The sequence below is a fragment of the Microbacterium gallinarum genome, from assembly GCF_014837165.1.
Lineage (GTDB): Bacteria > Actinomycetota > Actinomycetes > Actinomycetales > Microbacteriaceae > Microbacterium > Microbacterium gallinarum.
Window position 1 is genome coordinate 990,086 of the sequence record NZ_JACSPM010000001.1, and the last position, 15,292, is coordinate 1,005,377.

The following is a 15,292-nucleotide window of genomic DNA, read 5'->3' on the forward strand; positions in this document are numbered from 1 at the left end:
ATGAAGATCGGTTTCGTCGTGAACGACATCGCCACCGAGAAGCCGGAGTACACCACGACCCGGCTGGCGATGGCCGCCACCAAGCTGGGCCACGAGGTGTTCCTCCTCGGGCAGCGCGACTTCGGCTACGAGCCGGACGGCTCGCTGTGGGCGTACGTCGCCACACCTGAGCACAACAAGGCGTACCGCTCGCTCGAGCGCTACCTCGAAGACGTGCAGAGCGCGACGCGCACCCGAGTGGGCATCGACGACCTGGATGTGGCCATGCTGCGCGCGGACCCGGCCACCGACGCGTTGGAGAGTCCATGGACGAACACGGCGGGACTCGCGTTCGGCCGGATGCTCGCCGAGAACGGCGTGCTGGTGGTGAACGAGCCGCGTTCCCTGGCCGAGGCGATGTCCAAGGCGTACTTCCAGTACTTCCCCGAGGCGGTGCGGCCCCGCACGATGATCAGCCGCGACGAGGACCGGGTGCGCGAGTTCATCGACGAGCTCGGCGGTCGCGCCGTGCTCAAGCCTCTGCAGGGGTCCGGCGGCTCCGGTGTGTTCCTGGTGAACATGAAGGAGGAGCCCAACATCACCCAGATCGTCGAGGCGATCTCGCGGGACGGCTACGTCGTCGCACAGGAGTACCTGCCTGCGGCGACCGACGGCGACGTGCGCATGTTCGTCATGAACGGCCAGGCACTCGAGGTCGACGGCGCGTACGCCGCTTTCCGCCGCCGCCCGGGCGAGACCGACGTGCGATCGAACATGTCGGCGGGCGGGAAGGCCGAGGCCGTCAAGGTCACCGACGAGATGCTGCGGCTGGTCGAAGCGGTGCGGCCGAAGCTCATGGCCGACGGACTCTTCCTCGTCGGCCTCGACATCGTCGGCGACAAGCTCATGGAGGTCAACGTCTTCTCGCCGGGCGGTCTCGGCTCGTGCGCGGCGCTCTACGGGGTGGACTTCGCCGCCGCAGTCGTCGACGATCTCGAGCGCAAGCTCGCGATCCGCGAGCACTACGGCTCGGAGCTCTTGAACATCCAGCTCGCGACCATGTGACGCGGCGAGCCACCGGCATGCCGGCCCCCGCACCTGTTCAGAACACGTACTCCATCAGTTCGACGCCCAGGGTGCGGAACGCCTCGTGCGCCCGCATGCGGTGGTAGATCGACAGGTCGTCGAAGCACACGATCAACGCGTACGAGACACCGGCGCGCGGACCGGCCAGCACTCCCGCTTCCACGCGGATGCCGGCATCCCGCCCCGTCTTGTTGATGAAGAGCAGCCCGTGCTCGTCGTTCTCGTGCGAGAACGGGTCGAGCCCCGTCGCCGACGCCACGAGCGACAGGTCGTGGTTCAGACTCAGCCACTCGGCGACCTGCGCGCTCACGCTCGCCGACACGACCTGAGAGTTGACCAGCGCGGCGAAGACCTCGGCGAGCTCGCGCGCCGACCCCAGCGCGAAATGCGGAGCGTCGTCGGGGCCGCGCATGTCGCGGAAGCGGTCGAGCAGGGCGGACCGCGACAGGCCCATCCGCTCGATGCGCGCACGCACCGCCGAGATGCCCACCCGCGCCAGCAGCGCGTTGGCGGCGAGCGCGTCGCCCGTCGACGCCGTCAGCACCGCGAGGTCGGACAGCGGCAGCGCCGGCGCCTTCAGGTGCTGCCAGACGCCGCCGACCGTGACCGGCTCGACGTACGAGCGGTCGATGATCTCGAGCGGATCGAGCGTGCCGGCCTCGAAGCCGGCGGCCACCTCGATGAGCAGCGGAACCACCCCGAGACCCGCCACCGGCAGGGTGACGAAGTCGTCGCCTGCGAGCACCGACCCGCCCCGGTCGAGGTCGGTGATGCGCACCGAGATCTTGGCGCCGGATGCGGCGAGGTCGTCGAGCGCCTTCAGCGTCGACGTGAATGATCGGCGTCCGACCGCCGCCCTCCTCGGCGGTCTTCTGCTGGTGCTCCGTCGCGACCCCCGCAGCGACTCGGCATCCCTTCTGGGCTCAGTGCCCACGGGTGGGTTTCCTTCCAGTGGATTCGGGCGGGTGAGCACGCGTCCCCAGGACGCGCACGGGTACATCTCACCAGATCGTGACGCGCTGATCCTCATCGAGCCACAGGGCGTCGGATTCGGTCACGCCGAACGCGTCGTAGAACGCGTCGATGTTGCGCACGATCTGGTTGCAGCGGAACTCGTTCGGGGAGTGCGGGTCGATCGTCAGCAGGCGGATGCTCTCGGCATCCCGCGCCTTCTGCTGCCAGATCTGGCCCCAGCTCAGCAGCAGACGCTGAACACCGGTGTACCCGTCGATCACGGGCGCCTCCTCGCCGCCGAGCGAGATCTCGTACGCCTTGAGCGCGATGCCGAGGCCGCCCAGATCGCCGATGTTCTCGCCGATCGTGAGCGAGCCGTTGACCCTGTGGTCGCCGTCGAGGCCCTCGGGCGTGAGCTCGTCGTACTGCGCGATGAGGCTCTTCGTGCGCTCCTCGAACGCCGCACGGTCGTCGTCGGTCCACCAGTCGCGCAGCGACCCGTCGCCGTCGAAGCGGCTGCCCTGATCGTCGAAGCCGTGGCCGATCTCGTGGCCGATGACCGCGCCGATGCCGCCGTAGTTCGCCGCGGCGTCGCGGTCCGACTCGAAGAACGGGAACTGCAGGATCGCCGCCGGGAAGACGATCTCGTTCATCAGCGGGTTGTAGTACGCGTTGACCGTCTGCGGCGTCATGTACCACTCGTCGCGGTCGATCGGCTGGCCGACCTTCGCGAGCTGGCGGTCATGCTCCCACACGTGCGCACGGCGCACATTGCCGACGAGGTCGGACGCGTCGATCTCGAGCGACGAGTAGTCCTTCCACTTCACCGGGTAGCCGATCTTGGGCGTGAACGCGTCGAGCTTCGCGAGCGCCCGCTCACGGGTCTCGGGCGTCATCCACTCCAGGTCGGTGATCGACTGGCGGTACGCCTCGATGAGGTTGGCGACCAGCTCGTCCATCGCGGTCTTCGACGCCGGCGGGAAGTGCCGCTCGACGTAGACGCGTCCGATCGCCTCACCGAGCGCGGCCTCGGCGAGCGCGACACCGCGCTTCCACCGCTCGCGGTTGACAGGCACGCCGGTGAGCTGGGTGCCGTAGAACGCGAAGTTCTCGTCGACGAACTCGTCGGACAGGAATGCCGCCGAGCCGTGCACGATCGACCAGCGCAGCCACGCCTTCCAGTCGTCGAGCCGCTCCTCGGTGAGGAGGGCGCCGAGGCCCTCGACGAAGCTCGGCTGGTACACGTTGACTTCGGCGAACGCGTCGGGGTGCGCCGGGGCGATCCCCTCGAGCCACGGCGCCAGGTCGACACCGGCGAGCGTCTGCACGTCGGCCCACGGCTTCAGGTTGTACGTGGCGACCGCGTCGCGGCTGCGCACGTTGTCCCAGTGGTGGGTGGCGAGCTCCGTCTCGAGCGCGAAGATGCGATCGGCGGATGCCGCGGCCTCGGCAACACCGGCCAGCTCGAGCATCTTCTGCACGTGCGCGCGGAACGCGACGCGCGTCGCCTCGAAGTTCTCGAGGCGGTAGTAGCTCTCGTCGGGCAGCGACAGGCCACCCTGGATGATGAACGGCACGTAGCGCTGCGGGTTGCCGGGGTCGGGCTCGATGTAGAGGTGCAGGACACCCGCGACCCCGTCGCGCTCGAGCTCGCCCACGGTGCGCAGGAACGAGGCGATCGAGTCGATCTCGTCGACCCGCCCGAGCTGGTCCGCGAGAGGAGCGGCGCCGAGGGCGGCGATGCGCTCGGTGTCCATGAAGCTCGTGTAGAGGTCGCCGATCTTGCGCGCCTCGGTTCCCGACTCGGCCTTCTGCGACTCCTCGACGATCGCGTGGACGTCTTTCTCGGCCTGTTCGGCGATGAGGTGGAACGAGCCCCAGCGGGCCTTGTCTTCAGGGATCTCGGTGCGTTCGAGCCACGCGCCGTTGACGTGGCGGAAGAGGTCGTCCTGCGGGCGGATCTCAGCGCTGAGCTCGTCGAGCGCGAGACCGGATCGGGGGGCGTCGGTCATGCGTTCCACAATATGCGTCCCCGCCCCCAGGGAGAGTTGTTCACAGAACCAATCCGGGCTGTGACCGCATTGTGATGACCGGCCGGCGTCGCCGGGCGCACCTAGGCTCGAGGGGTGACGAGCCTGCCCGACACGCTGAACCGCGACATCCTGCGGCTCGCGGTCCCCGCGCTGGGCGCACTCGTGGCCGAGCCCCTGTTCCTCATCGTCGACTCCGCCCTGGTGGGACACCTCGGGATCACGCCGCTCGCGGGCCTCGGCATCGCATCGGCGGTGCTGCAGACGATCGTCGGGCTGATGGTGTTCCTGGCGTACTCGACGACGCCGGCTGTCGCGCGGCGGTTCGGCGCCGGCGACCCGTCGCGCGCCGTCTCGGTCGGCATCGACGGCATGTGGCTCGCGCTCGGCATCGGCGGCGTGCTCGCCCTGATCGGCTATGTCGCGACGCCCTTCCTCGTCGGGCTGTTCGGCGCGACGCCTCTCGTGTCGGAGCAGGCCGAGACCTACCTCGGCATCTCGATGTGGGGCCTCCCGGCCATGCTCATCGTGTTCGCCGCGACCGGTCTGCTGCGCGGCATGCAGGACACCGTGACGCCGCTGTGGATCGCCGGCATCGGGTTCGCCGCCAACGCCCTGCTCAACTGGCTGTTCATCTACGGCGTCGGCTGGGGCATCGCCGGGTCTGCGGTGGGCACCGTCCTCGCGCAGTGGGGCATGGTCGCGGCGTACGTGGTCGTCATCGCCCGGCTCGCGCGTCGGCACGCGGCATCCGTGCGCCCTCATCGCGAAGGGGTGCGCGGGTCGGCGCGCTCCGGCGGCTGGCTGTTCCTGCGCACGGTGTCCCTGCGCGTCGCCCTCCTCGCGACGGTCGCGGTCGCGACAGCGCTCGGCACCGGCGAGCTGGCCGGATGGCAGGTCGCGTTCACGATCTTCTCGACCGCCGCGTTCGCGCTCGACGCACTGGCGATCGCCGCACAGGCGCTCATCGGCAAGGGCCTCGGTGCGGGCGACCGTCCGATGGTGAAGCGCGTGCTCGGCCGCACACTGGCATGGGGCGCCTGGTTCGGCCTCATCGTGGGCGGCGTCATCGCGGCGTTCTCGGGCGTGATCGGACTGCTCTTCACCGGTGACCCGCAGGTCGCCGCGCTCGTTCAGCCCGCGTTGATCGTGCTCGCCGTGGCGCAGCCGATCTGCGGCGTCGTCTTCGTGCTCGACGGCGTGCTCATCGGCGCGGGCGACGCGCGGTACCTCGCCCTCGCCGGTGTGCTCAACCTCGTGCCGTACGTTCCCGCGCTCGTCATCATCGGGATGCTCCAGCCGCACGGCGCCGCGGGCCTCGCGTGGCTGTCGGTCGCGTTCTTCGGCGTGTACATGCTGGCCCGCCTCGCCACGCTCGGCTGGAGGGTGCGCGGCACGACCTGGATGACGATCCCCGCCTGACCGCGCACGCGCTCAGCCGCGGCTCACGCCCAGCGGCGGCACCACTCGTACATGACCACGGCCCCCGCCGCGCTGGCGTTGATCGACCGGGTGGACCCGTACTGGGTGATCTCGATGACGGCGGATGCCGCGGCCACCGCCTCGGGCGACAGCCCCGGCCCCTCCTGTCCGAACAGCAGCACGCAGCGCTCCGGCAGGTCGGCGCGGTCGAGCGGCACCGATCCGTCGACGTTGTCGATGGCGATCACCGGGAGGGATGCGGCATCCGCCCACTCCGTGAACGCCGCCACGCTCTCGTGGTGACGCACGTGCTGGTACCGGTCGGTGACCATCGCCCCGCGCCGGTTCCAGCGGCGCCGGCCGACGATGTGCACCTCGGCGGCGAGGAACGCGTTCGCGCTGCGCACGATCGATCCGATGTTCATGTCGTGCTGCCAGTTCTCGATCGCGACGTGGAAGCCGTGCCGGCGCTGATCGAGGTCGGCCACGATCGCGTCCATGGTCCAGTAGCGGTACGCGTCGACCACGTTGCGGGCATCGCCCTGGGCGAGCAGCTCGGGGTCGTAGCGCGGGTCGTCGGGCCACGCCGCCGGCCCGCCGGGCCACGGCCCGACCCCGACCGGCAGCGTCGGCTCGGGGGCGTCGTCGGGGGCGGTCACCGGCTCAGGCTATCCGCCGTGTCCCCCGAATGTCGGGTCGACGGTGCGACCGGCGCCTTACATACTGGAGAGATCGCCGTGACAGAGGGGGGCCTGTTGTTCGACGACGAGAAGCGTCAGCGCGCCATCGAGAAGCTCGGGGTGCTCGACACCCCGCCCGACGCGCGCGTGGACCGCGTCACACGGCTCGCCCAGGAGCTCTTCGACGTGCCCATGGTCAGCGTGACGCTGATCGACCGCGACCGGCAGTGGCGCAAGTCGCAGATCGGGCTCGGAGGCAATGAGGCGCCGCGCGAGGGGGCGTTCTGCGACGTCACGGTGCGCGCGGGCGACACGCTGGTGGTGGAGGATGCCTCGACCGACGCGACCTTCGCCGACAACCCGTTCGTCGTGGGCGACCCGCATCTGCGGTTCTACGCGGGGCATCCGCTCGCCGCGCCCGGCGGGGAGCACTTCGGAACGCTGTGCATCCTCGACACGCGCCCGCGCACCCTGGACGGCCGGCAGATCGACCTGCTCCGCGAGCTGGCGGGATGGGTGCAGGCAGAACTCACCGACGTGCACGAGCTCGACGACGCGTCTCTCGTGCAGCAGTCGCTGATGTCGGCGCGGCGGCCGGACGTCCCGGGCTACACCTTGGCGGCGTCCGCGACCCCCGCCGGACAGCTCATGGGCGACGTCTACGACTGGTACGTCCACGACGGCCGGCTGAGGGTGACGCTCGCCGACGTGATGGGCAAGGGCGCCGGCGCCGCGATCATCGCGGCGGAGGTCCGGGCGTCGCTGCGCACCGCGCCCGGGCGTCCGCTCGGTCACGCGGTGTCCGAGGTCGAGAAGATGCTCGAGGAGGACATCGGCGGGTCGAACATCTTCGTCACCGCCGTGCACGCCGAGATCGACCTCGCCACGGGTGCGCTCTCGTTCGTCGACGCCGGCCACGGGCTGGCATTCGTGCTGCGGGCGGACGGGCGCTGGGAGTTCCTGGAATCCACGGGGCTGCCGCTCGGCATGGGCTTCGACGAGGTGCGCGATCCCGCGCGAGCGCACCTCGACGTCGGCGACAGCTACCTCGTCTGCAGCGACGGCCTGCTCGACGTGCTCGATCCGGACGACCCCTATGGGCACGTGTACCGGGTGCTGACCAGTCTCGATCCGGAGGGCGCCGTCGCCGAGGCTGCGCGCCTGGCGAAGGCCACCCGCGCGCCCGACGACGTCACGGTCGTGGTGGTGAGGAGGGACCGATGACCGCCCGCTTCGCGTGGATCCGGATCCTCGCCCTGCTGTCGGTGCTGCTCGGCGCGAACTACGTCGTGTGGCGGTGGATGGACTCGGTGAACTGGTCCGCCTGGTGGATCGCGGTGCCGCTCGTGATCGCCGAGACCTACAGCCTCATCGACACCTTCTTCTTCTGCCTCACGATGTGGCGCGCCCGCGAGAGGCCCGCGCCGGTCTCGGCTCCGGAGGGGACCGTGGATGTCCTCATCACGACGTACAACGAGCCGGTCGAGATGGTCATCGCGACGGCCCGCGCGGCGAAGCGGATCGCGTACCCTCACGAGACCTGGATCCTCGACGACGGTGCCCGGCCCGAGATGGCGGCCGCGGCACGGGAGGCGGACGTCGGCTACATCACCCGCTCGGCTGACTGGGAGGGCAAGCCGCGGCATGCGAAGGCCGGCAATCTCAACAACGCGCTCTTCGCCACCGAGGGAGAGTTCCTGCTCATCCTCGATGCCGACCAGGTGCCCGACCCGCTGATCCTGCACCGCACCCTGGGGTACTTCGCCGACGATCCCGAGGTCGCACTCGTCCAGACGCCGCAGTGGTTCGTCAACGTCGACGACGCGGACCCTCTCGGCAGTCAGGCGCCTCTCTTCTACGGGCCCATCCAGCAGGGGAAGGACGGCTGGAACGCGGCCTTCTTCTGCGGCTCGAACGCCGTGCTGCGGCGCGACGCCCTCATGCAGCTCGGCATCGTCGGATACGTGCGCAGCGTCGAGCAGTCCACCCTGCGGACCCTCCGAGCGTCGGAGTCCCTGCTGGCCAAGGCCGCCCGCGATCGCTCGGCCGACCAGAGCGTCCGCGCGGAGCTGGGGGCGCTGCGCAGCGAGGTCGTACGCGCGAGATCCGACATCGCAGCCGGACAGCCGATCGCCGATGTCACGTACCGCGTGCAGTCGGCGGTGGACGCCGCATCGCGCCGACTGGTGCGCGCCGACCTGGCCCAGGTGCGCGCCGATCTCGCCGCCATCGACGCGCTCCCGGTGCAGCGCGACGCCGAGCTCGACGCGATCGTCATCGACGACGCCGGGCTCGACGCCCTGGCTGCACGCGAGCTGTCGCCGCTGGGGGCCGTCGACTCGGTGTCCGCCCTCCTCGAGGCGCTCCGTCTCGACCGCCCCGATGAGGCGCAGCCGGTCCAGCCGATGGCCACCATCTCGGTGACGGAGGACATGGCGACGGCCATGCAGCTGCACGCCCTGGGCTGGCGCAGCGTGTATCACCACGAGATCCTCGCCAAGGGCCTCGCACCCGAAGACCTCCGCACCATGCTCACGCAGCGCCTGCGGTGGGCGCAGGGCACGCTCCAGGTCATGCTGCGCGACAACCCGCTCGCGAAGAAGGGCCTCTCGGCCGGGCAGCGGCTCATGTACTTCGCGACGATGTGGAGCTACCCGTCGGGCTTCACCGCGCTCGTGTACCTCGCGGCTCCCGTGATCTACCTGGTGTTCAGTGTCATGCCCGTCACGGCCTGGAGCGTCGACTTCTTCGCGCGATTCCTGCCGTACTTCATCGTGAACCAGATCCTGTTCCTGGTCGTCGCGCGCGGGCTCAAGACCTGGCGAGGGCAGCAGTACTCCCTCGCGCTGTTCCCCGTGTGGATCCGCGCGTGCACGAGCGCGTTCGCGAACGTCGTCCTCCGTCGGCCCCTGAGCTTCGCCGTGACCAAGAAGGACGGCCGCAGCGAGCTCGGACCGCCGTGGCGCGAGATCTGGCCGCAGCTCACCGCGATGGCCGTGCTGGCGATCGCGCTCGTGATCGGACTGGCGAGGCTCGCCGTCGGCACGGCGGACGGCACCGGCACGCTCGTCAACACGGTCTGGGTCGTGTACGACCTCGTGGTGCTGAGCGTCATCATCCAAGCGGCGCTGTACCGCGGGCCCGCCGCCCCCGCTCCCGCCCCCGAGGAGGTCCCGTGAATCTGACCGTCACCACCGGCGCCGACTACGCCGTCATCCGTCCCGAGGGTCGCGTGACGGCTACGACGGTGCCGCAGCTGCGCAAGGCCGTCGACGAGCTCGTCGGCGGCGGCAGCCCCCGCATCGTCGTCGACCTCGGCGGGACCGAGTTCATCGACTCGTCCGGACTGGGCGCCCTCATCGGCGGCTTGAAGGCGGCGCGCCTCGCCGGTGGCGATCTGCGCATCGCCGCGACCCCCGAGTCGGTGCGCAAAGTGCTGCGGCTGACGAACCTCGATCGGGTGCTGCGCGACCACCCGACCCCGGAGACGGCGTTCGATGGCGACTGACCCGGCGATCCGGCTCGACGGGATCGCCGATCCCGCCTTCGTCGACCGCGTGCACGCGGCGCTCGACGAGCTCTTCGCGCGCGCTCCGGCAGCCGGAGACGATGACCGGATGCTCTTCCGGCTCGCCGTGAGCGAGGTCGCGACGAACGTCGTGGAGCATGCCGTCGCCCGCGAGCCCATCCACGTCACCGTCGAGCTCGACGTCGATGCCGAGGCGTTCTCGGCGATCTTCACCGATTCGGCCGACCCCGCACTGCTCGACCTCCGGCACGTCGAGATGCCGGACGAGCAGGCGGAGTCCGGTCGGGGGCTGGCGATCGCACTCGCCGCTCTCGACGAACTCAGCCACGAGACCGACGGCGGCAACACCTGGCGTCTGCGCCGCCTGCACCGCCGCACCTGATCCGCTTTTCGGTGCGCCGAAATCAGAGTATGGTTTTCGGCATGCCGAAAAATCCTGTCGACGTCGATCGGATGCCGCCGCTCACGCCCACGCGGGCGAGCGGCGCGCCCACGGCCCGGCGGGCGGCATGGCTGATCGGTCCCGCCCTCGTCGCCGGCGTCGCCTATCTCGACCCGGGCAATGTCGCCAGCAACATGACGGCCGGTGCCGTCTACGGCTACCTGCTGGTGTGGGTCGTGGTGCTCGGCAACGTGATGGCGTGGCTGATCCAGTACCTGTCGGCGAAGCTCGGGATCGTCACGGGGCAGAGCCTGCCCGAGACGCTCGGCCGCCGCATCCGCAACCCGTGGGGCCGCCGCGCATACTGGCTGCAGGCCGAGCTCGTCGCGATGGCGACCGACATCGCCGAGGTCATCGGCGGCGCGGTCGCGCTCAACCTGCTGTTCGGAGTGCCGCTGCTCTGGGGCGGGCTGATCACCGGCGTCGTCTCGATCGTGCTGCTGCTCATCCAGTCGCGCCGGGGGGCGCGCACGTTCGAGTTCGTGGTGATCGGCCTCGTCGTCATCATCGCGATCGGCTTCACCTACGGGGTGTTCGTCGCCCCGCCCGATCCGGCCGGTGTCGCCGCGGGCCTGGTGCCGCGCTTCCAGGACACCGGGTCGGTGCTGCTCGCCGCGTCGATCCTCGGTGCGACGATCATGCCGCACGCGATCTACGCCCACTCGGCGCTCGCGCGCGATCGCTTCGCGCCGACCCTCCCGCGCGGCGACGATGCGTCGCCCGGCCCCCGGATCGAGGCACCCCTCGACGAGCTGCGCGGCATCGGCACCGCCCGCCTCCTGCGCGCGACCAAGTGGGACGTCACGATCGCGATGCTCATCGCCGGCACGGTGAACCTCTGCATCCTGCTGCTCGCGGCCGCGAACCTCGCAGGCGTCCCCGGCACCGACACCCTCGAGGGCGCGTACGCCGCACTCGACGCCGGCCTCGGCCCCGCCGTCGCCACGCTCTTCGCCGTGGGCCTGCTCGCGAGCGGCCTGGCGTCGACCTCGGTCGGCGCCTATGCCGGAGCCGAGATCATGCACGGCCTGCTGCACATCCGGGTGCCCCTGCTCGCCCGCCGGCTGGTGACGCTGATCCCGGCGCTCGTCATCCTCGCCGCGGGCATCGATCCGACGCTCGCCCTCGTGCTGAGCCAGGTCGTGCTGTCGTTCGGCATCCCCTTCGCGCTCATCCCGCTCGTCGCGCTCACCGCGAAGGCCGACGTGCTGGGCCGGTTCCGCAACCGCGCACTGACGACGGTCGCGGGGGTCGCGGCATCCGTCTTCCTCATCGCGCTGAACGGGATCCTGCTGTGGCTGGTGCTCACGGGTTCGTGACGGGCCGCGGGTAGCCTGATCACGTGCCCTCCTCCCCCGCCATCGACGACTATCTGAAGACGATCTACCACCACACCGAGTGGCAGAACGATCGCATCACGCCGTCGCAGCTCGCGGCCGAGCTGGGGCTCGCGCCGTCGAGCGTCACCGAGATGGTGCAGAAGCTCGCCGCGCAGGATCTCGTCACCCACCGCCCGTACGGCCCGATCGCACTCACCGAGCCGGGCAGGCTGCGGGCGGCGGCGATCATCCGGCGCCACCGCCTGATCGAGACGTGGCTCGTGCGCGAGTTCGGCTACGCGTGGGACGAGGTGCACGATGAGGCCGAGGTGCTCGAGCACGCGATCAGCGACCGGCTGCTCGAGGGCATCGACGAACGCCTCGGACGCCCGCGCTTCGATCCGCACGGAGACGCGATTCCGGATGCCGCCGGCGAGGTCGAGCGCGTGCCCTTCGTGCTGCTCGCCTCGGCGCCCGCCGGTCACACCGGGCGCGTGCTGCGCGTGAGCGACCGCGACCCCGACGTGCTGCGGGCCGTCGAGGCGGCCGGCGTCGAAGTGGGCGCCGATGCGACGGTGACGGATGCCGCGACCCTCCGCATCGGCGATGTCGACGTCGCGCTTCCCGCGGCCGCCGCCGACGCCGTCTGGCTCAGCGCCTGAGACCGGCCTTCTCGAAGGGCCAGCGCACGCCGGTCGCCTCCTCGGCCGCTCGCCAGACTCGCGCCGCGACGTCGGCATCGTACGTGATGCGCGACGCTCGCTGCCGGCGGGGCTCACCGCGGGCGACCGTGCGCGGGCCCCAGAACTCGCCGCCCTCGACGTCGGGATCGATGAGGGCGCGTACGAGCGACCATGCGCCGTGCTCCTTCGACTGCGCGATCGGGGCCTGGAGGTTGTCGCGGAACCGCTTCGCCCGCGTCGGCGCGTTGACGCCCGTGATGCCGGGCGTGCGCCCGCTGGTCGAGTAGCCCGGATGCGCGACGACGCTCTCGACGGGCACTCCCGCGGCGCGCAGCCGCCGATCCGCCTCGAATCCCAGCACCGTCGTCGCGACCTTCGACTGCACGTACGCGCGCCAGGCCGAGTATCCCTCGACGAGCTGCGGATCGACCGGGTCGTACGGGGTCAGCGACGTCGACATGCTGCCGACCCACACCATGCGGCCCGACCGGTCGGCGAGCGGCCGCAGCAGCTCTCCGGCGAGCGCGAAGTGACCCAGCGCATTGGTGGCCAGGACGAGCTCGTGCCCGTCCACCGTCATCTGACGCTCCTTCGGCGCATGCACGATCCCGGCGTTGAGCAGCACGCCGTCGAGGCCGCCCTTGCCACCGATGCTCGCGGCCGCCGAGCGCACCGATCCGAGGTTGCTCGTGTCGAGGACGAGCGTCTCCGTGGCGCCGGGCGCGGCATCCGGAACCCTCCTCCGCACCGCCGCGCGCGCAGCCGCGAGCCGGTTCGGGTGCCGGCCGGTCATGTACACGCGGGCTCCGGCGCGGACGAGCTGCTCGGACGCGAAGTAGCCGAGGCCCGCATTCGAGCCCGTCACGAGATACGCACGGCCGGTGAGGTCGGGCAGGCTGCGGGGATCCCACGAGGTGCGCACGACTCCGACCATATCCCCGCGACCCGTAGGCTGGGCGCATGCGGACCCGCGCCGAGATCGAATGCTGGCTGACCGACATGGACGGGGTCCTCGTCCACGAGAACACGCCGATTCCGGGGGCGTCGCAGCTGCTGCAGCAGTGGCGCGACACCGGCACCCCGTTCCTCGTCCTGACCAACAACTCGATCTTCACGCCGCGCGATCTGTCGGCCCGGCTGCGGGCCTCGGGCCTCCTCGTCCCCGAGGAGTCGATCTGGACCTCAGCGCTCGCCACCGCCGACTTCCTCAAGTCGCAGATGCCCGGCGGAACCGCCTTCGTGATCGGCGAGGCGGGGCTCACCACCGCCCTCCACGAGGCCGGGTTCATCATGACGGAGACCGAGCCCGACTACGTGGTCGTCGGCGAGACGCGCAATTACTCGTTCGAGGCGATCACGAAGGCGATCCGGTTCATCGGCGCCGGCGCCCGGTTCATCGCGACCAACCCCGACGCGACGGGCCCGTCGACCGACGGGGTGCTGCCGGCCACCGGCGCGATCTCGGCGCTCATCACCAAGGCGACCGGCATGGAGCCGTACGTCGTCGGCAAGCCGAACCCGATGATGTTCCGCTCCGCGATGAACCGCCTCGGCGCGCACTCCGAGAACACCGGGATGATCGGGGACCGCATGGACACCGACGTCGTCGCCGGCATCGAGGCGGGCCTGCACACGGTGCTCGTGCTCACCGGCATCAGCGACCCGGCCGAGATCCAGCGCTACCCGTTCCGGCCTGACGAAGTGCTCGACTCGGTCGCCGACCTGCTCGCCGAGCACCCGGTGGAGGCCGAGGAGACCGACATCCTGTGATCGACCGCATGCGGACACGTCGCGTCCGCATCGGCCGATAGGGTCGCGGACATGGGAGCACTCGACGACGGCGTGATGGTGGAGGCAGCGGATGCCGCGGCCTGGCGCGCGTGGCTCGAATCCCACCATCGCACCTCGAAGGGCGCCTGGCTCGTGCGTGCGCGGCGCGGGTCGGGCCTGACGTTCGTCGAGTACGAGGACGCGATCCGGCAGGCACTGTGCTTCGGGTGGATCGACGGTCCGGTCCGCACCTTCGACGACGCGCGGGGCGGCCTGTGGTTCGCGCCGCGCCGGCCGTCGAGCGCGTGGGCCGCCACCAACAAGGCGCGTCTCATCGAACTCGAGGCCGCAGGGCTCATGATGGAGGCGGGCCTTCGCGCGGTCGAGGTCGCGAAGCAGAACGGCGCCTGGACGGTGCTCGACAACGCCGAGGCGATGATCGAGCCCGACGACCTGGCCGCCGCGCTCGACGCCCAGCCCGAGGCCCGGGGGAAATGGGACGCTTTCCCCCCGTCCGCCCGCAAGATGGGCATCGGTGCCGTCGACGCGGCGCGGCGACCCGAGACGCGCGCGGCGCGCATCGCGAAGATCGTGGCGGACGCCGCCGCAGACAGGAGACCCCGGTGACGGAGCTCGAGCAGAATCTTCTCTTCGCCGGTACCGCCATCGTGCTGGCGGGCACGCTGATCGTCTTCGTCTGGCAGTGGTGGCGGGGGCGTCGTCGCGGCGACGACGACTGACTGCCGTAGGTCAGCTGACCACGAGGCCGGCTGCGTACAGCTGACGACCGACTACTGCGGGTCGAGCCCCAGGTCGTCGAGGTCGATCGCGGCGAGCCACTGCAGCCCCTCCGCCTCGACGGCGGCCTGAGCGCCCGTCTTGCGGTCGACGATCACGGCGACGGCGACCGGTTCCGCGCCCTCCCGGCGCAGCGCCTCGACGGCCTTGAGTGCGGACTGCCCTGTGGTCGAGGTGTCTTCGAGCACGACGACGCGCTTGCCCGCGACATCCGCTCCCTCCACCTGACGGCCGCGACCGTGGTCCTTGGGCTCCTTGCGCACGACGAACGCGTCGAGCGGCATGTGGGTGCGCGCCGACTCGTGCATGACGGCGTTGGCGATCGGGTCGGCGCCCAGCGTGAGCCCGCCGACCGCGACGATGCCGTCGAGGTCGCGGATGAGGTCGAGCATGATTCGGCCGATCGACGGGGCGGCGCGGTGGTCGAGGGTGAGCTTGCGCATGTCGACGTAGTACGTCGCCTGCGTGCCGCTCGAGAGCGTGAAGTCGCCGTGGAACACCGCCTCGTCCTGGACGAGGGCGATGAGGTACTGGCGGTCGGCTTCGAGCGCGGGCGTGGACGCGACGGTCATGGGTCGATTCTACGGATGCCGGGGAACG

15 protein-coding genes are annotated in these 15,292 nt (G+C 70.7%); 10 read left to right on the forward strand and 5 right to left on the reverse strand.

Translation table 11 applies throughout. The features are described from left to right. Positions 1 to 1,044: a glutathione synthetase gene (locus H9622_RS04535; protein WP_191764650.1), complete on the forward strand. Its 1,044-nt coding sequence runs from the start codon at positions 1 to 3 to the stop codon at positions 1,042 to 1,044. Positions 1,045 to 1,081: 37 nt separating this feature from the next. Here H9622_RS04535 and H9622_RS04540 read toward each other — a convergent pair whose 3' ends face one another. Together H9622_RS04540 and H9622_RS04545 are read right to left on the reverse strand one after the other, a co-directional pair. Beyond that, positions 1,082 to 1,999, reverse strand: coding sequence for a serine hydrolase (locus H9622_RS04540; RefSeq protein ID WP_318247026.1), 918 nt, complete (start codon positions 1,997 to 1,999; stop codon positions 1,082 to 1,084). A gap of 67 nt (positions 2,000 to 2,066) precedes the next feature. Further along, positions 2,067 to 4,031: a M13 family metallopeptidase gene (locus tag H9622_RS04545; protein ID WP_191764652.1), complete on the reverse strand. Its 1,965-nt coding sequence runs from the start codon at positions 4,029 to 4,031 to the stop codon at positions 2,067 to 2,069. Positions 4,032 to 4,145: 114 nt separating this feature from the next. Between H9622_RS04545 and H9622_RS04550 the strand changes: the two genes are divergently transcribed. Beyond that, positions 4,146 to 5,471 carry an MATE family efflux transporter gene (locus H9622_RS04550; RefSeq protein ID WP_404802847.1) on the forward strand — a complete coding sequence of 442 codons (1,326 nt, stop codon included), beginning with the start codon at positions 4,146 to 4,148 and terminating at the stop codon, positions 5,469 to 5,471. Positions 5,472 to 5,494: 23 nt separating this feature from the next. Here H9622_RS04550 and H9622_RS04555 read toward each other — a convergent pair whose 3' ends face one another. Then, a complete protein-coding gene (locus tag H9622_RS04555) occupies positions 5,495 to 6,130 on the reverse strand; it encodes a TrmH family RNA methyltransferase (protein WP_191764654.1) in 636 nt (211 codons plus the stop codon). A gap of 96 nt (positions 6,131 to 6,226) precedes the next feature. Here H9622_RS04555 and H9622_RS04560 point away from each other — a divergent pair, with 96 nt between their 5' ends. Genes H9622_RS04560 through H9622_RS04585 form a run of 6 tightly spaced genes read left to right on the forward strand, consistent with a single transcriptional unit; the run spans position 6,227 to position 12,103 of the window. Further along, positions 6,227 to 7,375, forward strand: a complete 1,149-nt coding sequence (locus tag H9622_RS04560; RefSeq protein WP_191764656.1) for a PP2C family protein-serine/threonine phosphatase — start codon at positions 6,227 to 6,229, stop codon at positions 7,373 to 7,375. Then, the gene (locus H9622_RS04565; protein WP_191764658.1) at positions 7,372 to 9,330 is read left to right on the forward strand and encodes a glycosyltransferase; all 1,959 of its coding nucleotides are present in this window, start codon (positions 7,372 to 7,374) and stop codon (positions 9,328 to 9,330) included. Before H9622_RS04560 ends, H9622_RS04565 begins: the two co-directional genes overlap by 4 nt. Beyond that, complete coding sequence (locus tag H9622_RS04570; protein WP_191764660.1) at positions 9,327 to 9,659, forward strand: STAS domain-containing protein; 333 nt, start codon at positions 9,327 to 9,329, stop codon at positions 9,657 to 9,659. The genes H9622_RS04565 and H9622_RS04570 overlap by 4 nt, the downstream gene beginning before the upstream one ends. Beyond that, complete coding sequence (locus H9622_RS04575; protein ID WP_191764662.1) at positions 9,649 to 10,062, forward strand: ATP-binding protein; 414 nt, start codon at positions 9,649 to 9,651, stop codon at positions 10,060 to 10,062. The genes H9622_RS04570 and H9622_RS04575 overlap by 11 nt, the downstream gene beginning before the upstream one ends. 41 nt (positions 10,063 to 10,103) lie before the next feature. Further along, complete coding sequence (locus tag H9622_RS04580; RefSeq protein ID WP_449843660.1) at positions 10,104 to 11,441, forward strand: Nramp family divalent metal transporter; 1,338 nt, start codon at positions 10,104 to 10,106, stop codon at positions 11,439 to 11,441. 23 nt (positions 11,442 to 11,464) lie between these two features. Next, on the forward strand, positions 11,465 to 12,103 hold the full coding sequence (locus H9622_RS04585; protein ID WP_191764664.1) for a metal-dependent transcriptional regulator: 639 nt from the start codon (positions 11,465 to 11,467) through the stop codon (positions 12,101 to 12,103). Here H9622_RS04585 and H9622_RS04590 read toward each other — a convergent pair. After that, positions 12,093 to 13,046, reverse strand: coding sequence for an SDR family NAD(P)-dependent oxidoreductase (locus H9622_RS04590; RefSeq protein ID WP_318247027.1), 954 nt, complete (start codon positions 13,044 to 13,046; stop codon positions 12,093 to 12,095). The two genes, H9622_RS04585 and H9622_RS04590, sit on opposite strands and share 11 nt — an antisense overlap. Positions 13,047 to 13,084: 38 nt before the next feature. On the opposite strand from H9622_RS04590, the gene H9622_RS04595 reads away from it, so the two are divergent. After that, a complete protein-coding gene (locus tag H9622_RS04595) occupies positions 13,085 to 13,894 on the forward strand; it encodes an HAD-IIA family hydrolase (RefSeq protein ID WP_191764668.1) in 810 nt (269 codons plus the stop codon). A gap of 51 nt (positions 13,895 to 13,945) precedes the next feature. Beyond that, a complete protein-coding gene (locus tag H9622_RS04600) occupies positions 13,946 to 14,521 on the forward strand; it encodes a YdeI/OmpD-associated family protein (RefSeq protein WP_191764670.1) in 576 nt (191 codons plus the stop codon). A 164-nt stretch (positions 14,522 to 14,685) separates the two neighbouring features. On the opposite strand, the gene pyrE is transcribed toward H9622_RS04600, so the two are convergent. After that, positions 14,686 to 15,264, reverse strand: a complete 579-nt coding sequence (gene pyrE / locus H9622_RS04605; RefSeq protein WP_191764672.1) for an orotate phosphoribosyltransferase — start codon at positions 15,262 to 15,264, stop codon at positions 14,686 to 14,688. Between the last annotated feature and the right edge of the window lie 28 nt (positions 15,265 to 15,292).